The sequence below is a fragment of the Nonomuraea sp. MG754425 genome (assembly GCF_021699195.1).
Lineage (GTDB): Bacteria > Actinomycetota > Actinomycetes > Streptosporangiales > Streptosporangiaceae > Nonomuraea.
Genome location: NZ_SSXE01000084.1, coordinates 1 through 18,377, shown reverse-complemented (window position 1 = coordinate 18,377; position 18,377 = coordinate 1). Strand labels below are relative to the sequence as shown.

Here is an 18,377-nt window from a genome sequence, read left to right as displayed (position 1 = left end):
GGTAGGAGAGGCACCTCGAAGGAGTGATCAGGCGTGCACGTCCCGGTTCACCCAGTACGCTTCGTGACCGCCGCGGCCCTGTTCGACGGGCACGACGCGGCGATCAACATCATGCGGCGCATCCTCCAGTCCCAGGGGGCCGAGGTCATCCACCTCGGGCACAACCGCTCGGTGGACGAGATCGTCACGGCCGCCATCCAGGAGGACGTCCAGGGTGTGGCGATCAGCTCCTACCAGGGCGGGCACGTGGAGTTCTTCTCCTACCTGGTGGACCTGCTGCGGGAACGCGGCGCCGGGCACGTCAAGGTGTACGGCGGCGGCGGGGGCGTGATCGTCCCCGAGGAGATCGAGCTGCTGCACTCGCGCGGCGTCACCCGCATCTTCTCGCCCGAGGACGGCCAGCGGTACGGCCTGCCCGGCATGATCAACAAGCTGATCGAGGAGTGCGACGTCGAGCTGGGCGACCCGCCGTCCGTGGAGGCCGTGGTCTCCGGCGACCAGGCGGCGCTGGCCCGCGCGATCACCCTCATCGAGTCAGGACGGGCCCCCGAGAGCCTGGTCGAGGGCCTGCGCGCGGCACGGGCGGGCCGGACCGCCCCGGTGCTCGGCATCACCGGTACGGGCGGTTCCGGCAAGTCCTCGCTCACCGACGAGCTGATCCGCAGGTTCCGCGTCGACAACGACGACAAGCTGCGCATCGCGATCATCGCCATCGACCCCACCCGCCGGCGCGGCGGCGGCGCGCTGCTCGGCGACCGCATCAGGATGAACAGCCTGGGCCCCCAGACCTACTTCCGCTCCCTGGCCACCAGGGGCGCGGCCAACGAGGTGCCCGCCTGCCTCGACGACGTGATCACCGCCTGCCGCGCCGCGGGCCACGACCTGGTGGTCGTCGAGACGCCCGGCATCGGCCAGGGCGACGCCGGCATCGTGCCGCACGTGGACGTGCCGATCTACGTGATGACCCCCGAGTTCGGCGCGGCCTCCCAGCTCGAGAAGATCGACATGCTGGACTTCGCCGAGGCCGTGGCGATCAACAAGTACGAGCGGCGCGGCGCCGAGGACGCCCTGCGCGACGTGCGCCGCCAGCTCGTCCGCAACCGCGAGGCGTTCGGCGTCGCGCCCGACGACATGCCGGTCTTCGGCACCATCGCCGCCCGCTACAACGACACCGGCGTCACCGCCCTCTACCACCACCTCAAGCCGCTGCTGCCGACCGGCGAGAGCCCCGCGCTGCTCGCGCCGGTGCAGGGTCGCACGTCCAGGGCGTCGGCGGCCATCGTGCCGCCCGCCCGGGCCCGCTACCTGGCCGACATCGCCGAGACCGTGCGCGGCTACCACGCCGAGACGCTCGCGCAGGCCGAGGTGGCCCGCCGCCGCCAGCAGCTCGCCGCGGTCCGCGAGCTGACGGGGGAGGACGGCGGGCGGCTGGCGGAGCTGGAGGCACTGGCCCGCGACGAGCTCAGCGACGAGAGCCGCGCGCTGCTCGACGGCTGGCCCGCGATCAAGGAGCGCTACCGCGCCGACGAGCTGGTGGTGCGGGTGCGCGACCGCGAGATCCACACCCCGCTCTGGCGCGAGACGCTGTCCGGCAACCGCATCCCGCGGGTGGCGCTGCCCCGCTACACCGACCACGGGGACCTGCTGCGCTTCCTGCGCGCCGAGAACCTGCCGGGGACGTTCCCGTTCACCGCCGGGGTGTTTCCCTTCAAGCGGGACGACGAGGACCCGACGAGGATGTTCGCCGGGGAGGGCGACCCGTTCCGCACCAACCGGCGCTTCAAGCTGCTGTCGGAGGGGCAGCCCGCGACGCGGCTGTCCACGGCGTTCGACTCGGTGACGCTGTACGGCCATGACCCCGACCTCCGGCCCGACATTTACGGAAAAGTCGGCACATCGGGGGTGTCCATCGCGACGCTCGACGACATGAAGGTGCTCTACGACGGCTTCGACCTGGCCGCCCCCAACACGTCGGTGTCGATGACCATCAACGGCCCCGCCCCGACGATCCTGGCCTTCTACCTCAACGCCGCCGTCGACCAGGCCACGGACCGCTTCCGCGCCGAGCACGGCCACGACCCCGACGAGCACGAGACGGCCGAACTGCGCGCCCGCACGCTGGCCACGGTCAGGGGCACGGTGCAGGCCGACATCCTCAAGGAGGACCAGGGGCAGAACACCTGCATCTTCTCCACCGAGTTCAGCCTGCGGATGATGGCCGACATCCAGGAGTGGTTCATCGGGAACGGGGTCAGGAACTTCTACTCCGTCTCGATCTCCGGCTACCACATCGCCGAGGCCGGGGCGAACCCGATCAGCCAGCTCGCCTTCACCCTGGCCAACGGCTTCACGTACGTGGAGGCGTACCTCGCCAGAGGCATGCGGATCGACGACTTCGCGCCGAACCTGTCGTTCTTCTTCTCCAACGGCATGGACCCCGAGTACAGCGTGCTCGGCCGGGTCGCCCGCCGCGTCTGGGCGGTGGCGATGCGGGAGCGCTACGGCGCGGGCGAGCGCTCGCAGAAGCTCAAGTACCACATCCAGACCTCGGGCCGCTCCCTGCACGCCCAGGAGATGAACTTCAACGACATCCGCACCACCCTCCAGGCCCTGATCGCCGTCTACGACAACTGCAACAGCCTGCACACCAACGCCTTCGACGAGGCCGTGACCACGCCGTCGGCCGACTCGGTGCGCCGGGCCATGGCCATCCAGCTCATCATCAACCGCGAGTGGGGACTGGCCCGCAACGAGAACCCGTTGCAGGGCGCGTTCATCGTCGAGGAGCTGACGGACCTGGTGGAGGAGGCGGTGCTGAGCGAGTTCGAACGGCTCTCGGACCGGGGCGGCGTGCTCGGCGCGATGGAGACCGGCTACCAGCGCGGCAAGATCCAGGACGAGTCCATGCTGTACGAGATGCGCAAGCACGACGGCTCGCTGCCCATCGTCGGCGTCAACACGTTCAGGAAGGACGACACCGGCGCGCCGGAGCCGCACAAGCTGGAGCTGGCCAGGGGCACCGAGGAGGAGAAGCAGTCGCAGTTGCGGCGGCTGCGCGAGTTCCACGAGCGCAACCGCTCCGAGGCGCCCGCCCAGCTCGCCCGGCTGCGCGAGGCGGCGATGTCGGACGGCAACGCGTTCGAGGTGCTGATGGAGGCGGCCCGGCACTGCTCGCTCGGCCAGATCACCGACGCGCTGTTCGAGGCGGGCGGCCAGTACCGGCGCAACGTCTGACGGACCGGCGGCCGGCGGGTTCGCGCCGGCCGCCCGGCCTTGGCCCTGTTCGCCGATGGCGAGCGTCCGCACCCGGCCCGCCACGACCGGCCGTGAAGGGCCCGCCGATAGGATCGCGATGCTGGGAAACATCGTTATCTGGAGGCTTACATGTCCGTCAGCTTCAAGGGCAACCCCATCACCGTGGCCGGCACCTTCCCGAAGCCCGGCGACAGCGCGCCCGCGTTCCGCCTGGTGGGTGCCGACCTGGCCGAGCGCACGCTCGACGACTTCGGCCAGAAGACCAAGGTGCTCAACATCTTCCCGAGTCTCGACACCGGCGTCTGCGCGGCCTCCGTGCGCCGCTTCAACGAGGTGGCCGCCGAGCACCCCGAGGTGGCCGTGCTCTGTGTCTCCGCCGACCTGCCCTTCGCCCAGAAGCGGTTCTGCGGCGCCGAGGGCCTCGAGAACGTGACCACGCTGTCGCTCATGCGGGGCCGTGAGTTCCTGAACGACTACGGCGTGGCGCAGGAGTCGGGCCCCCTGGCCGGGCTGGCGGCGCGGGCCGTGATCGTGCTCGACGGCGCCAACAAGGTGGTGTACGCGCAGCTCGTGCCGGAGATCACGCAGGAGCCCGACTACGACGCCGCCCTGGCCGCCCTCAAGTAGGCGTCATCAGGGGGAGAGAGGGGCACGGGGCCGCTGCCGCCCGGTGCCCCTTCCCTCAGCTCTTCCTGCCGACCCCGCACAGCAGCAGCGACGACCGCGGGCCGTCGGCGAAGTCGATCAGGTCGGCGGGTTCGGGCCGCCACTCGGGCAGCCACACCAAGCCCGGGTCGGCCAGCTCGAACCCCTCGAACAACTCCGCGATCCGGGCCCGGCCGCGCAGCGCCAGCGGCGAGCCCGTGCCCCGGTAGACCTCGGTGCCGCGCTCGACGGCCGCGGCCCTGGCCTCGTCCGTGCCGTGGGACAGCACGAGGTAGCTGCCGGGGGCCAGGGCGTCGCGCAGGGTCGCGACGATCTCCCGCGGCCGGTCGGACTCGGCGACGTAGTGCATGACCGCCAGCAGCAGCACGGCCACCGGCCGGTCGAAGTCGAGCGCCGCCAGCACCTCGGGGTCCTTCAGGATCGCACCGGGCTCGCGCAGGTCGCCCCTGACCACCGTGGTGCCGCCCTGACCGGCCAGCAACGCCCGGCCGTGCACCAGCACCACCGGATCGTGATCGACATAGACCACCCGGGCCCCGGGATCGCACTTCTTGGCCACCTCGTGCACGTTGCCGGGAGCCGGCAGCCCCGTGCCGATGTCGAGGAACTGGCCCACACCCGACTCGGCGAGAAAGCGCACCGCCCGGCCGAGAAACGCCCGATTCGCCCGCGCCGCGACGCGTAACTCGGGAGCCGCCTCGAGGATCCGCTCCGCCGCGGTGCGGTCGACGGGGAAGTGGTCCTTGCCGCCGAGGTAGTAGTCGTAGAGCCGGGCCGCGTTGGGTGTGTGCGGGTCGAAGCCGAGAGACTCACGCGCCAACCGTCATCCCCCGATCACGAGTCAACGATCTTTGGCTTGGAGTCTATGGCCACGAACCGACAAACGATCAACGAATGCGGGGATCTAGGCTGCCGATGTGGATGACACCGGTGTGGAAGTGCCGATTCCGGCGACCGTGCGGCGGATCGTCTCCCTGGTGCCCTCGCTGACCGAGTCGGTGGCGGCGACCGTCCCGGGGGCGCTGGTCGGGGCGACCGACTGGTGCTCGCACCCGGCGGACCTCGACGTCGTCAGAGTCAGGGGCACCAAGAACCCCGACCTCGACGCGATCAGGCGGCTCGAACCCGACGTGGTGCTGGCCAACGCGGAGGAGAACCGGCCGCCCGACATCGAGGCCCTGCGCGGGTCCGGCGTCCCGGTCTGGGTGACCAGGATCGAGACGGTGGAGGAGGCGTTCGCGTCGCTGGAGCGCATGTTCGCCGTCGCGTGCCGGACGGAGCCGCCGGCCTGGCTGGCGCGGGCCCGCGAGGCGTGGAGCGCGCCCTGCGACGGGCCGAGGCGCACCGCGATCGTGCCCATCTGGCGACGCCCGTGGATGGTGGTGGGCCGCGACACGTTCACCGGTGACGTGCTCCGGCGGCTCGGCGTGGACAACCTGTACGCCGGCCACCCCGAGCGCTACCCCAGGATCCCGCTCGCCGAACTGGCCGGACGACGGCCCGACCTCGTGGTCCTGCCCGACGAGCCTTACGCCTTCAGCGCAGGCGACGGCCCCGAGTCCTTTCCCGGTTCGACCTGCGCCCTGGTCAGCGGCCGGCTGCTCACCTGGTACGGCCCCTCGCTCGTCGAGGCCCCCGCCCTGCTCCGGCGCGCACTCGGCTGACCATGTCAGTTGCGGGTCAGCTCACCGCCCGCGTCCTGGCGGCGAGGACGGCGTCCACGGCGGACGGGGAGAGCACGTGCTCCATCACGAGCACGGCCATCCCCACGATCCCCGCCCGCTCGCCCAGCGAACTGGTGACGATCTCCAGGTTCCTGGTCGTGTACGGCAGGCTGCGCCGGTAGACGGACTCCCTGACCCCCGTCAGGTAGTGCTCCCTGGTGCCCGCCATGTCGCCGCCCAGCACCAGCACGCCGGGGTTGAGCAGGCTGACCGCCGTGGCCAGCACCACGCCCAGCGTGCGCCCGGCCTCCTGGACGCGGGCGATGGCCTCGGGGTCGCCGGCCTGCACCAGCCGGACCACCTCGCGGCTGGAGGTGCGGCCCAGGTCGCTGGCCACCGCGTAGCCGCTGGCCAGCGAGGCCACGCAGCCGCGCGAGCCGCAGGTGCAGACCCGCTCGTCGGTCTCGCGCAGCCGTACGTGCCCGATGTTCCCGGCGGCCTCCTCGACGCCTCGGTAGATCCGGCCGTCGATGATGATGCCGGTGCCGATCCCGGTGGACACCTTGACCAGCATCATCGATTCGCTGTCGCGCCAGAACGACCACCACTCGCCCAGCGCCATCGCGTTGGCGTCGTTCTCCACCAGGATCGGCACCTCGTACGCGGTGCCGATCGCCTCGCTCACCGGGTAGTCGTCCCAGCCGGGCATCAGGAACGACCTGATCACCCGCCCGGTGGTGTGGTCGACCGAGCCGGGCACGTCGAGGCCGATCCCGCACACCTCGTGCGCCGGCCGTCCGGCCCGGTCCAGCGTGCGCTGGAACGCCTCGCGCACCCACGTCAGCACGGCGTCCGGCCCGAGTTCGATGCGCATCTCGGTGTGCTCTTCGGCGATGGGTTTGGCGGCCAGGTCGGTGAGGGCCACCCGGGCGTGGGTGGCGCCCAGGTCGGCCACCAGCATGAGTCGCCGGGTGGCGTCCACGTCGAGCACGGAGGGTGGTCGCCCGCCTCCGGAGGTGGCGACGCCGGACTCGTGGATGTAGCCGGCGTCGATGAGCCGGTCGACCCGGTCGGTGATCGTCGAGCGGGACAGGCCGGTGAACTCGATCAGCTCTTTGCGCGTCCGGCAGGAGCCGGCACGGATGAGCTGGAGGATCTGCCCCGCCGTCAGCATGGTCTTCCCCTTCTCCGCTCCTGCGGTGCGGCCCTCCGTCAGCAGACGCCCGCCGGCGGGGAACACGATCACGATGGGCGGCGTGAGCACCACCGATCCTGCCATCAGGACCGTCGTCGGGATCTCCACGCCCCCCGCAAGCCGGGAGAGCCCCAGGGACACCGTCCAGCTCGCCCTTCTCTCCACCGGGAAGAGCAGGGCGAACGGGAACTCGTTCCACACGATCATGAACGCGCGGCGGCCGGCGGCCATCAGCGCGGGCCCGGACAGCGGCAGCACCAGCGCGCCAGATGGTCGACAACCTCGTGCACCCGTCGATCGCCGCCGTTTCCTCCACGCTTCACGGCACGGTCTCGAAGTAGTTGCGGAGCATGTATACCGTGACGGGCACCGTTTGCGCGATATAGACGAGGATCAACCCCCTGAGCGATCCGCGCAACCCGATCATGGCGAACCGCGGGATCTCCGGGGGCACTCGGACCGCGACAGGTCGCGCACCTGCCGTCGGCCGCGGCGGCGCGGGTGCTGTCGTGCCCTGCCTGTCCCGGCGGCCTGGGCGCGCTGATTCGCTCTCCGGTCATCGCACGCACCATCGGCGAAAAACCTCTGGCTGGTGATAAGCCGCCATTACCCGTGCACAAGAGGGCGCAATATGCGTTAGGCGATTCCGGGGCCTTTCCGGATTTCCGCTCCATACGGCGTTCTCCCGCTCGGCGGAGGTCATTTCGCCGTAGCCGGGCGTCGATGCGGTTTCTGACGTGCGCGTTCACCTCCTTCGCTGCCGTAGGGTGCAGATTGTTCGCGCAGGAGGTATGTCAGTCCGGGCTTTGTGAAGATTCTCCCGTCTCGGGGGTGTTCGGCAGCATCGAAACGATCCGAGGAGGGTTTCGGGATCTGGGGTGGCGGCCCGGCGGACAATGTCGATAAGGTCGCTTTCCTGAAGACACGCTGTCAGAAACCCCAATTTCCGTCGGTCGCCTCCGGCGGAAGTCGTAGACTTAAGGGTCTTATACGCGCAACTATCGCGTGCGAAACGGCAGCAAATCATCGACTTTTGTCTGATCAATAAGCGCAAGTGGGGAATGCGCGTCAGCGTGATCGACGCGACCGCGCTCGTCGGCCACGCCATGCCCATGAACCCCCGTCACCTGCTCGACAAGCACTTCGACTTCAAGGAGGCACCGTGAAGCTCGCCGTACAGGAGCAGCTCCTGCCGGGCCGTTCACTGCAGGAGAAGTTCGCCTTCGCGCTCGACGCCGGCTTCGACGCCATCGAGCTGCGCGGCAAGGGCGACTTCCACTTCGCGGGACGGCTCACGGAGCTGAAGCGGGCGCGGGCCGACGGCGTGGAGATGCCGACGGTCTGCGTGGAGATGCCGCACTTCATCGGCGACTTCGACCCGGCCCGGCGCAAGGACGCCATCCAGCAGCTCCGCTCGCAGCTCACGGTCATCGCCGAGCTGGGCGGCATCGGCGTCATGACGCCCGCGTCCTGGGGCCAGTTCTCCCGCCGCCTGCCGCCGTTCGAGCCGCCGCGCAGCCGCGAGGAGGACCGAGAGGTGCTGACCGAGGCGCTCGGCATCCTCGGCGAGCACGCGCACCGCAACGGCGTGCTGATCATGCTGGAGCCGCTCAACCGGTACGAGAATCACATGGTCAACACCCTGGCCGAGGCCGTCTCCTACTGCGCCATGGACTCCGTCAGGATCGTCGGCGACACCTACCACATGAACATCGAGGAGGACGACCCCTGCCGCGCGCTCATCGACGCGGCCCCCTACCTCGCGCACCTGCAGATCAGCGAGTCGAACCGGAACCAGCCCGGCACCGGTCACCTCGACTGGGGCGCGCAGCTCGCCACCCTCGACGCCATCGGCTACGACGGCTACCTCGCCCTGGAATGCCGGCTGCGCGGGGAGCCCGAGATCGTCCTGCCGCAGACCGCGGCCTTCGTGAGGAAGTTCCTATGATCCTGCGCGACGCCGTGCGCGTCCTGGCGGGCAACTGGGACGGCAGCTACACGGTTCCCTCCCGTCGCCTCTACCCCCACCAGTGGAGCTGGGACTCCGCCTTCATCGCGATCGGCAACGCCCGCTGGTCGCCGCGCAGGGCCCGGACCGAGCTGCTGAGCCTGTTCGGCGCCCAGTGGTACGACGGCCGGGTGCCGCACATCGTGTTCAACCCGCGGGTGCCCGAGGACGCCTACTTCCCCGGCCCCGACTTCTGGAAGGCGACGGCCCCCTCCGGGCTGCGCACCTCCGGTATCGTCCAGCCCCCGGTGCACGCGCTGGCCGTGTGGAAGACGCATCTGGCCGACCCCGACCCGGCGTTCCTGGCCCGCCTGTATCCCCGGCTGGTCGCCCAGCAGGAGTTCCTGCGCACGCAGCGGCGCGACGCCGACGGGCTGATCTCGATCGTGCACCCCTGGGAGTCGGGCATGGACAACAGCCCGGCCTGGGACCTGCCACTGGCCGCGGTGCAGGCGACCGCGACCGGGTTCGTGCGCAGGGACCTGCGGACGGTCAGCGCCGCCGAGCGGCCCACCGACCGCGACTACGTCCAGTACGTGGAGATCGCCCAGCTCTATCGCGAGTCCGGGTACCGCGAGCCCGGCCCGTACCACGTCGTGGATCCGCTGTTCAACGCCGCGTACGGCAGCGCGGAGTGGTCGCTGGCCAGGATCGCCGAGGTGCTCGGCCTCGATCCCGCCGGGCACGAGCGCGAGGCCGCCGCGATGACCGAGACCATGGTGCGCCACCTCTTCGACGGCGAGCTGTTCCAGCCGCGCGACGTGCACAGCGGACGGCTGCTCCGCTCCGCCAGCGCGGCCGGGCTGACGCCGCTCATCCTGCCCGGACTGCCGGCCGAGGTGGCCGACGCGCTGATCGCCACCGCGATCGACCGGTTCGCGGTGAACGACATGCCGCTGCCCAGCTACGCCCCCGACGCGCCCGGGTTCGATCCGGCCCGCTACTGGCGCGGCCCGAGCTGGGTCAACCTGAGCTGGCTGGTCTGGCAGGGGCTCGGGGAGCGCCGTCCCGACCTGGCCAAGACCCTCGCCGACGCCATCGTGCGGGCGGTGAGCCTGTCGGGCCTGCGCGAGTACTTCAACCCGGTCACGCTGCGCGGGCACGGCTGCCGCGACTTCAGTTGGTCGGCGGCCCTCGTTCTCGACGTGGTCGCCGAGCACAGCCTGAACGGCCTGAAGCCGTCGCTGCGCGCGTGCGGTCAGGAGCCGGGGCGCGTCAGAACGGCCGGCGACATCGGTGATCACGTGCTGGCGTAGCGGCGGCCCGTCGCGCCCCGCGGCGCTCTGGGGTTCGATTTCGGACGCCGTTTTTTCGGCGGTTTGCCGATCCCACGAAAGCCGTTTTCTCCGAAAAGTGGGAGATTGCACGACAGAACATCATGTTCCGGGTTAACGTGCGCGCAAGGCGGCACACAGGTAGACAGCGTCAGGACCACCGGCACAGGGCAGGTCGGCATGGTCGCCGTGGGCGGAGGAGCCATGCTTCGAGGCCGGCGTCCCCGCCCTGCGGGGATTCGTGCCGGCGATCTCAGCGATCGTGACAACGGGGAATCCGGACAGGACGTCATCATGACGAGCGGCGATATTTCCGGCACCTGCGACGCCGACTCGGATCATCGGGGACGCAAATCGGCATATGCCACGCTTAGGTGGACTCGAAGCACCCGGTAAGGACACCTGGCTATCGGGCGGAAACCGTGACGTCATGAGATACGGGGCTGATGCATGGAGACAGATGTGCGCGCCTTGGCCAGAGTCCAGGAATGGTACGGCCCACACACGAGCACCGCGGCCGAATGGCCGGTGGACGCGTTGCTGACGGCGAAGGGAAAGACCACGGTGAGCGTGGTCCTGCCCGCCCGCGACGAGGAGAGCACGGTGGGCGACATCGTCGGCGTCATCCGGCGGGAACTCGTCGAGCGCACGCCGCTCGTGGACGAGATCCTCGTCGTCGACTCCAACTCGACCGACGCCACCGCCGAACGGGCCCGCGAGGCCGGCGCCCACGTGGTGGCGCAGAACGAGGTGCTGTCGCATCTGCCGCCGCTCACCGGCAAGGGCGAGGCCCTGTGGAAGGGGCTGGCCGCGTCCAAGGGGGACATCGTCGTCTACATCGACGCCGACCTGCGCAGCTTCGGGGCGCACTACGTCTCGGGGCTGCTCGGTCCGCTCCTGGCCGACACCGGCACCCACTTCGTCAAAGCGACCTACGAACGGCCCTACCTCGGCTCCGACGGCATCGCCCAGCAGGGCGGCGGCGGGCGCGTCACCGAACTGGTGGCGCGGCCGCTGCTCAACATGTTCTGGCCGGAACTGGCCGGCTTCGGGCAGCCGCTCGGCGGCGAGTACGCCGCGCGCCGCCAGGTGCTCGAACGGGTCCCGTACGTCACCGAGTACGGCGTCGAGTTCGGCCTCCTGGTCGACCTGCTGCGGCTCATCGGGCTGGACGGGATGGCGCAGGTGGACCTGGGCCGCCGTACGCACGCGCACCAGCCGCTCCCCGCCCTCGGCCGGATGGCCGGGCAGATCCTGCTCACCGCCTGGTCCCGGCTCGAACGGCAGGGCCGCGTGCTCGGGTCGGAGTCTCCGGCGCGCACGCTGCTGCAGTTCGGGTTCGGCGGCCAGGCCGACCTGGTGGACCTGTCCGTGGCCGAGCGCCCTCCGCTCGCCTCCCTGCTGCTGGAGGAGGACGTGGCCTGAACGCCCCCGCCCCGGGGCTCGGTGCGCCGCCGCGATCGCCCGCGGCCCGAGGCTCGGTGCGCCACCACGATCGCCCCCGCCCCGAGGCTCCGTGCGGTCACCGCGGACACCCGTGTCACCGGGGCAGGGGGATCTCCTACGTGAACCCGCGGGGCAGCACGGTGACCGGGCAGGCGGAGGCCCGGAGCACCTTCATCGCCAGTTCGCCGAGGAACACCCGGTGCGGCTGGGCGTCCTCGCTCGCCGCGCATACCAGCAGCTCACCCGGCAGCCATTCGACGTCCTCCAGCGCCGCCGCCACGTCGTGCCCCTCGGCGACCTCCGCCTCCGCCTCGATCCCGGTCGTCTCCCACGCCAGCCTGACGGCCAGCGCCAGGTCGTCGCGGAGCCGGCCCTGATCCTCCGTGCGCAGGTCGAGGGTGATCAGCCGGAGCGGCACGCCCAGCCGCAGCGCCGCCTGCGCCACCTGCCCGACCGCCGCGTCGCACTGCGGCCGGTGCACGTACGCCAGCGTGAGCCGGCCGGGCTCGGCGGGCGGCACGTACTGGTCGGGCACCAGCATGACCGCCTCGGATGACAGGTGCAGCAGGTGGTCGGCGGTGGTGCCGATCGTGATGCGGCCGCGTTGCCCGCCGGACGCCGAGCCGACCACGATCAGGTCGGCCTTGATCCGGCTGGCCAGCACCGCCAGCCCGCGCCCGGTGCCGCGGCTCTCGTAGGTGATGAACTCGGCCGGCACCGGCCCCAGCTCCTCGGCCGCGTGCGCCAGGTTGGCCTGCGCCTCGACCGCCTGCCCGGCGCTGCCCGGCGGGTAGATCGTGGCGATCGTCAGCTCTCCACCGGTGACGCGGGCGATCGCCGCGCCGAGGGCCAGAGCGTCTCGCCCGCCCGGGTCGTTCGTGTATCCGACGATCACGTGCGCTCCGATCACGATTGCCCTCTTACCCGCTCTGAACTGGGAATACGCGGCCTTAACGGGAACGTTGTCAACATACGGAGGCGCAAAGAAATTGAATATCACCCTTGACACCCGTTTCAACGGCTCCCGCGGTCCCGTCACCCTTCGTGAAGCGGTTCAGCAGCTCAGGGAACGGGACCTCGCCTGCACCGTGGCCCCGGATGTCGTCGCGCAGAAGGTCTCCATCTTCTCCGACTGCGTGCAGCGCGGGTTCACGCCGCTGCGCAGCGAGATCATGGCCGCGTGTTACGTCGCCGAGTGCGACGCCACCACCGAGGCGTTCAACCGGGGTCTCATCACCCAGGGTGAGCTGGAGATGAAGCAGGCCGCGCTGGCCCGCCAGTTCCTCAGCTAAGACATGCCCGCCATCGGCGGAACCTCCGTGAGGTTTCCGCCTTTAGGCGGAGGCGTCTGACGCGTTCAGTTCGTAAGGTCGTGTCCATTGCCCGTTCACGGATTGGACACGCGTGTACCACGACATCGTCGGCTTCTCCCTCACCACGCCCGCATGGCTGCACACCTTCGCCGAAGTCGGCACGGATGCCGGGCTTTTCCTGTTCGCGGCCCTGTTCGTGGTGGCCGCGCTGCGGGCGTGGCGCAGGCCGGCGCGTGAGCTGGCGCTCGTGATCGCCGGGCCGGCCGGGATCGTGCTGGCCTACATCGTGAGCGAGATCGTCAAGCTCATCGTCAGGGAGGACCGGCCGTGCCGGGGCGGGGTGACGACGATCGCCGCCTGCCCGCCCCTGGACGACTGGTCCTTCCCCAGCAACCACTCGGCGATCGCGGCCGGCGCGGCGGCCGCGCTGGTGCTGGCCTGGCGCGCCCTGGCCTGGGCGGTCTTCCCGCTGGCCGCCGTCATGGCGTTCTCGCGGGTGTTCGTGGGGGTGCACTACCCGCACGACGTGGCCGCGGGCTTCCTGCTGGGGGCGGTGCTCGCGCCGCTGTTCGCGCTGCTGCTGGTGGGCGCGATCACCCCGGCCGTACGGCTGGTCCGTGCCCGCCTTCAGCCCGCCGCCGGCCCGGCGAAGCCGTCGGTGGCCGCGATGAGCCGGTCCAGCACGCCCGGCTCCGAATAGGCGTGCCCGGCGTCCGGCGCCACCTGGAACTCGGCCTCGGGCCAGGCTTTGTGCAGGTCCCAGGCGGTGGCCATGGGCGTGCAGGTGTCGTAGCGGCCCTGCACGATCACCGCCGGGATGTGCCGGATCCGGTCCACGTTCCTGATGAGCTGGTCGGCGGGTTCGAACCAGCCGCCGTGACGGAAGTAGTGGTTCTCGATCCTGGCGAAGCAGACGGCCAGCTTGTCCTCGCCGAACTCCTCGACCAGCGCCGGGTTCGGCAGCAGCGTGATCGTGCCCGCCTCCCACTGTGACCAGGCCCTGGCCGCCGCCAGCCGGGCCTCGTCGTCCGTGCCCTCCAGTCTCCTGCCGAAGGCGGCGATCAGGTCGTCGCGCTCCTCCTCCGGGATCGGCGCGACCAGCCGCTCCCACAGGTCGGGGAACAGGTGACGGGTGCCCTCCTGGTAGAACCAGTGCAGCTCCTGGGGCCGCACCAGGAAGATCCCGCGCAGCACGATCTCGGACGTCCTGTCGGGGTGCGTCTGGGCGTAGGCCAGGGCCAGCGCGCTGCCCCACGACCCGCCGAACACCTGCCACCGCTCGATGCCGAGATGCTCGCGCAGCCGCTCCATGTCGGCGACCAGGTTCCAGGTGGTGTTGGCCGTCAGGTCGGTCTCCGGGTCGGAGGCGTGTGGCCGGCTCCGGCCGCAGTTGCGCTGGTCGAACAGCACGATGCGATAGAGGTCGGGGTTCCACTGACGGCGGTGGTTGGCGTTGCAGCCGCCCCCCGGGCCGCCGTGGATCATGACGGCGGGCTTGCCGTCGGGGTTGCCGCAGACCTCGTAGTAGATCTGGTTGCCGTCGCCGACGTCGAGCAGTCCCGAGTCGTGGGGGTCGATGGGCGGGTACAGAGTCCTCATATGTCCCGATCCTGCCGTATTCGGCGATGGCTTTCGGGATTTCGGTCCTGTCCGGTCACGGTGGGCTAGGACCAGTCGTGCCGGTCGAGGAACGAGCGGTCGCCCGTCGCGTACTCGTTGAACGCCTGCCGCACCTCCGCCAGCTCCGTCACCATCGCCCGGATCAGCGTCCCCTCCTTGTACTCCAGCTCGAAGCCCGGCGAGACCTGGAGGAAGTGCCGTCCGAAGTTCACCAGTGCCACGAACGGGTTCTGCGCCGACATCGTGCCCAGCACGTCGTGGACCAGGCCCAGGTCGGGATCGTTGACCAGCATCCCGTCGCCGGTGTGCAACTGCATCCCCTCGTACACGCCCAGCGGCGCCACGTTGTGCACGAGGTCGCGCTGCGGGTCGTAACAGACGAGGCCGTGCGCCCGCGCCACCGTGAACACCTGCGCCGACATCTCGTCCATGGTGTCCAGGTCCATGGTCACCAGCACGTGGCCCGGGTAGAGCGTGACCTCGCCGGGCAACTCCTTGGCCACGCTCGGCTCGGTGTCCGCGCCGGGCGGGGTGCGCTTGACCGCCAGGTACGTCGCACGCGCCTGGTCGCGGCTGATCGGCACCGGCTCGTCCCACACCATCAACTCAACGCTCATCGGTCCATCTTGACGGACGGGCACCGCCGTCGCGCGGCACCGCCCGGGTTTCGGCGCGGGAGCCCTGGCCGCCTCCGGCGGAGCACCGCAGAGCGGTCCACCCCATTTGACCTCGAAAGAAGCAAATCGGAGTAATGACGCGGCGAGCGTGGGAAGGAACAGGGTGATCTAGCCGGGCCCAGGGTTGTCCGGTGGAGCGGGGGAACGGAACATGGGGAGAGACCGCAAGGGAGCCTCGATGATCGAGATCTGGCCGGGAGACCCTTACCCCCTCGGGGCGACCTACGACGGCGCCGGCACGAACTTCTCGCTCTACACGGAGGTCGCCGACCAGGTCGAACTATGCCTCTTCGACGAGGACAACGTCGAGTCGCGGGTGCCGCTGAGCGAGGTGGACGGCTTCATCTGGCACGGCTACCTGCCGGGGATCGGGCCGGGACAGCGCTACGGCTACCGCGTCCACGGCCCCCACGACCCCGGGAACGGCCTGCGGTGCAATCCGAACAAGCTGCTGCTCGACCCGTACGCGATGGCCATCGAGGGCGGCGTCCAGTGGAACGAGGCGGTCTACGGCTACCGGTTCGGTTCCCCCGACATCAGGAACGACCGCGACTCGGCCCCGTACGTGCCGCGCTCGGTCGTGATCAACCCGTTCTTCGGCTGGGGACACGACAGGCCGCCCTCGACCCCGTACCACGACACCGTGATCTACGAGGCGCACGTGCGCGGGCTCACGATCAGCCACCCCAAGATCCCCAGGCACCTGCGCGGCACGTACGCGGCGCTCGGCCACCCCGAGATCCTCGACCACCTCACCAAGCTGGGCGTGACGGCGCTGGAGCTGATGCCGGTGCACCAGTTCGTCACCGACCACATCCTGGAGCAGCGCGGGCTGTCGAACTACTGGGGATACAACTCGATCGGGTTCTTCGCCCCGCACAACCGCTACTCCAGCCAGGGACAGCGCGGCCGGCAGGTGCTGGAGTTCAAGGCGATGGTGCGCTCGCTGCACGAGGCGGGCATCGAGGTCATCCTCGACGTCGTCTACAACCACACCGCCGAGGGCAACCATCTGGGGCCGACGCTCGGGTTCCGGGGGATCGACAACGTCAACTACTACCGGCTCGTCGAGAACGACAAGCGGTACTACGTGGACACCACGGGCACCGGCAACAGCCTGCTCATGCGCTCCCCGCACGTCCTGCAGATGATCATGGACTCGCTCCGCTACTGGGTCATCGAGATGCACGTGGACGGGTTCCGGTTCGACCTGGCCTCGACACTGGCACGCGAACTGCACGAGGTCGACCGGCTGAGCGCGTTCTTCGACCTGGTGCAGCAGGACCCGGTGTTGTCGCAGGTCAAACTCATCGCCGAGCCGTGGGACGTGGGACCCGGCGGATACCAGGTGGGCAACTTCCCGTCCCGATGGACGGAGTGGAACGGGCGGTACCGCGACACCATCCGCGACCTGTGGCGCGGACAGGCGGCCACGCTGCCCGAGTTCGGCTCGCGCTTCACCGGGTCGAGCGACCTGTACAAGGACGACAGCCGCCGCCCCGCCGCCTCCATCAACTTCGTGACCTGCCACGACGGCTTCACCCTCCAGGACCTCGTCTCGTACGACCACAAGCACAACGAGGCCAACAAGGAGGGCAACCGCGACGGCACCGACGACAACAGGTCCTGGAACTGCGGCGAGGAGGGCCCGGCCGGCATCGCCGTCGAGTCGCTGCGCGAACAGCAGAAACGCAACTTCCTGACCACGCTGTTCCTGTCGCAGGGCGTGCCGATGCTCTCCCACGGCGACGAACTGGGCCGCACCCAGCGGGGCAACAACAACGGCTACTGCCAGGACGACGAGCTGACCTGGGTCGACTGGTCGGACGTACGGGAGAACTGGCTGCTGCTCGAGTTCACCCAGAGCCTGGCCGAACTGCGCAAGAAACATCCGGTCTTCCGCCGCCGCCGGTTCTTCTACGGCAAGCCGGTACGCGGACTGCGGGACATCGCCTGGCTCACCCCGTCCGGAGAGGAGATGACCGACGGAGACTGGAACGTCGGATACGCCAAGTCCCTGGCCGTCTTCCTCAACGGCGACGCCATCACCGAGCCCGACCGGCGCGGCCGGACCATCCGCGACGACTCGTTCCTGCTGCTGTTCAACGCCCACTACGACACGATCAAGTTCACGATCCCCAAGGACTACGGCGAGATGTGGCATACGGAGATCGACACGGCCATGCCGATCATGCTGGACGCCCGGATGGTGAAGGCGGGCGACGCGATCGCGGTGCCGGGCCGCAGCGTACGGGTGCTGCGCCGTGTCTAGGCCGCGCGAGCGCTCCGGCCTGTCACGGCCCGTGTCCACCTACCGGGTGCAGCTCACCCCCGACTTCGGCTTCGCCCAGGTGGCCGAGATCGCCGGCTACCTGCGCGATCTCGGCGTGAGCCACGTCTACCTCTCGCCGATCCTCCAGGCCACGCCCGGGTCGCGGCACGGCTACGACGTCACCGACCACTCCAGGATCAGGCAGGAGTTCGGCGGCGCCACCGGCTTCAGGGAGATGGCCCAGCAACTCGCCGCCCAGGACCTGGGCATCGTGCTCGACATCGTGCCGAACCACATGAACACCGTGAACGCGCAGTTCTGGTCCGTGCTCAAGGACGGTCCCGCCTCGCCGTACGCGCGCTGGTTCGACATCGACTGGGTGGACGGCAAGGTCGCCCTGCCCGTGCTCGGCGACGACACCCCGCCGGTCGTGGACGGCGACGTGCTGCGCTACCACGAGCACTCCTTCCCCCAGCCCGGCCACTACCGGCTGGTCGACTGGCGCGACGGGCCCGGCTACCGGCGCTTCTTCGACGTGTCGTCGCTGATCGGGCTGCGGGTCGAGGACCCGGCCGTGCTGTTCGCCACGCACGAGGTCATCTTCTGGCTGCTCGACGAAGGACTCGTGGACGGGCTGCGCGTCGATCACCCCGACGGCCTGGCCGACCCGCGCGGCTACCTCGAACGCCTGCGCGACCGCGCCGGCAGCGCCTGGACCGTCGTCGAGAAGATCCTCATCGGCCCCGAGCGGCTGCCCGGCGACTGGGCCTGCGACGGCACCACCGGCTACGACGTGCTCAACCGCGTCAACGGCCTGTTCGTGGACCCGGCCGGCAAGGAGCCGCTCGTCCGGCTGTTCACCGAGCTCACCGGGCAGCCCGCCGAATACCGTCCGGTGATGGCGCAGGCCAAGCGCGAGGTCCTCGACCTGTTCTTCGGCGCCGAGGTAAACCGCCTGACCAGAGCCACCTCCGGCCCCTCCACCTC

15 protein-coding genes are annotated in these 18,377 nt (G+C 70.0%); 10 read left to right on the top strand and 5 right to left on the bottom strand.

Annotated elements, in window-relative coordinates:
- The first annotated feature begins 33 nt into the window (after nt 1-33).
- Together icmF and tpx are read left to right on the top strand one after the other, a co-directional pair.
- Complete coding sequence (icmF, locus tag FAF44_RS27255; protein WP_237106119.1) at nt 34-3,234, top strand: fused isobutyryl-CoA mutase/GTPase IcmF; 3,201 nt, start codon at nt 34-36, stop codon at nt 3,232-3,234.
- A 150-nt stretch (nt 3,235-3,384) separates the two neighbouring features.
- Nucleotides 3,385-3,882: a thiol peroxidase gene (tpx, locus tag FAF44_RS27250; protein WP_237106118.1), complete on the top strand. Its 498-nt coding sequence runs from the start codon at nt 3,385-3,387 to the stop codon at nt 3,880-3,882.
- Between the two features lie 55 nt (nt 3,883-3,937).
- On the opposite strand, the gene FAF44_RS27245 is transcribed toward tpx, so the two are convergent.
- Nucleotides 3,938-4,741: an SAM-dependent methyltransferase gene (locus FAF44_RS27245; protein WP_237106117.1), complete on the bottom strand. Its 804-nt coding sequence runs from the start codon at nt 4,739-4,741 to the stop codon at nt 3,938-3,940.
- 97 nt (nt 4,742-4,838) lie between these two features.
- Between FAF44_RS27245 and FAF44_RS27240 the strand changes: the two genes are divergently transcribed.
- Nucleotides 4,839-5,585, top strand: a complete 747-nt coding sequence (locus tag FAF44_RS27240) for a helical backbone metal receptor (protein ID WP_237106116.1) — start codon at nt 4,839-4,841, stop codon at nt 5,583-5,585.
- 16 nt (nt 5,586-5,601) lie between these two features.
- Here FAF44_RS27240 and FAF44_RS27235 read toward each other — a convergent pair whose 3' ends face one another.
- Nucleotides 5,602-7,038 carry an ROK family protein gene (locus FAF44_RS27235; protein ID WP_237106115.1) on the bottom strand — a complete coding sequence of 479 codons (1,437 nt, stop codon included), beginning with the start codon at nt 7,036-7,038 and terminating at the stop codon, nt 5,602-5,604.
- Between the two features lie 904 nt (nt 7,039-7,942).
- On the opposite strand from FAF44_RS27235, the gene FAF44_RS27230 reads away from it, so the two are divergent.
- The 3 genes from FAF44_RS27230 to FAF44_RS27220 all read left to right on the top strand — a co-directional run bounded on the left by FAF44_RS27230 (nt 7,943) and on the right by FAF44_RS27220 (nt 11,487).
- Entirely contained in the window at nt 7,943-8,728 is a 786-nt protein-coding gene (locus FAF44_RS27230) for a sugar phosphate isomerase/epimerase (RefSeq protein ID WP_237106114.1), read from the top strand.
- Nucleotides 8,725-10,044 (top strand): amylo-alpha-1,6-glucosidase, encoded by a 1,320-nt coding sequence (locus FAF44_RS27225; protein WP_237106113.1) that lies wholly within the window; start codon nt 8,725-8,727, stop codon nt 10,042-10,044. Before FAF44_RS27230 ends, FAF44_RS27225 begins: the two co-directional genes overlap by 4 nt.
- A gap of 489 nt (nt 10,045-10,533) precedes the next feature.
- Nucleotides 10,534-11,487: a glucosyl-3-phosphoglycerate synthase gene (locus FAF44_RS27220; protein ID WP_237106138.1), complete on the top strand. Its 954-nt coding sequence runs from the start codon at nt 10,534-10,536 to the stop codon at nt 11,485-11,487.
- A gap of 136 nt (nt 11,488-11,623) precedes the next feature.
- Here the strand turns inward: FAF44_RS27220 and FAF44_RS27215 are convergent, their stop codons facing one another.
- A complete protein-coding gene (locus tag FAF44_RS27215) occupies nt 11,624-12,418 on the bottom strand; it encodes a universal stress protein (RefSeq protein WP_237106112.1) in 795 nt (264 codons plus the stop codon).
- 79 nt (nt 12,419-12,497) lie between these two features.
- Between FAF44_RS27215 and FAF44_RS27210 the strand changes: the two genes are divergently transcribed.
- Together FAF44_RS27210 and FAF44_RS27205 are read left to right on the top strand one after the other, a co-directional pair.
- A complete protein-coding gene (locus FAF44_RS27210) occupies nt 12,498-12,800 on the top strand; it encodes a hypothetical protein (RefSeq protein WP_237106111.1) in 303 nt (100 codons plus the stop codon).
- A gap of 112 nt (nt 12,801-12,912) precedes the next feature.
- Nucleotides 12,913-13,521 carry a phosphatase PAP2 family protein gene (locus FAF44_RS27205; RefSeq protein WP_237106110.1) on the top strand — a complete coding sequence of 203 codons (609 nt, stop codon included), beginning with the start codon at nt 12,913-12,915 and terminating at the stop codon, nt 13,519-13,521.
- On the opposite strand, the gene pip is transcribed toward FAF44_RS27205, so the two are convergent.
- Nucleotides 13,449-14,420: a prolyl aminopeptidase gene (gene pip / locus FAF44_RS27200; protein ID WP_237106109.1), complete on the bottom strand. Its 972-nt coding sequence runs from the start codon at nt 14,418-14,420 to the stop codon at nt 13,449-13,451. The two genes, FAF44_RS27205 and pip, sit on opposite strands and share 73 nt — an antisense overlap.
- A 65-nt stretch (nt 14,421-14,485) precedes the next feature.
- Nucleotides 14,486-15,058 (bottom strand): hypothetical protein, encoded by a 573-nt coding sequence (locus FAF44_RS27195; RefSeq protein ID WP_237106108.1) that lies wholly within the window; start codon nt 15,056-15,058, stop codon nt 14,486-14,488.
- A 238-nt stretch (nt 15,059-15,296) separates the two neighbouring features.
- On the opposite strand from FAF44_RS27195, the gene glgX reads away from it, so the two are divergent.
- Entirely contained in the window at nt 15,297-17,390 is a 2,094-nt protein-coding gene (glgX, locus tag FAF44_RS27190) for a glycogen debranching protein GlgX (protein ID WP_237106107.1), read from the top strand.
- A partial coding sequence (locus tag FAF44_RS27185; RefSeq protein ID WP_308193384.1) for an alpha-amylase family glycosyl hydrolase occupies nt 17,383-18,377 on the top strand: 995 nt, incomplete at its 3' end. The genes glgX and FAF44_RS27185, both read left to right, overlap by 8 nt.

Bases quoted from the DNA above. Each gene is read 5' to 3' on its own strand.
- tpx (WP_237106118.1), top strand. From the start codon at position 3,385: ATGTCCGTCAGCTTCAAGGGCAACCCCATCACCGTGGCCGGCACCTTC.
- FAF44_RS27225 (WP_237106113.1), top strand. From the start codon at position 8,725: ATGATCCTGCGCGACGCCGTGCGCGTCCTGGCGGGCAACTGGGACGGC.
- pip (WP_237106109.1), bottom strand. From the start codon at position 14,420: ATGAGGACTCTGTACCCGCCCATCGACCCCCACGACTCGGGACTGCTC.
- FAF44_RS27195 (WP_237106108.1), bottom strand. From the start codon at position 15,058: ATGAGCGTTGAGTTGATGGTGTGGGACGAGCCGGTGCCGATCAGCCGC.
- glgX (WP_237106107.1), top strand. From the start codon at position 15,297: ATGATCGAGATCTGGCCGGGAGACCCTTACCCCCTCGGGGCGACCTAC.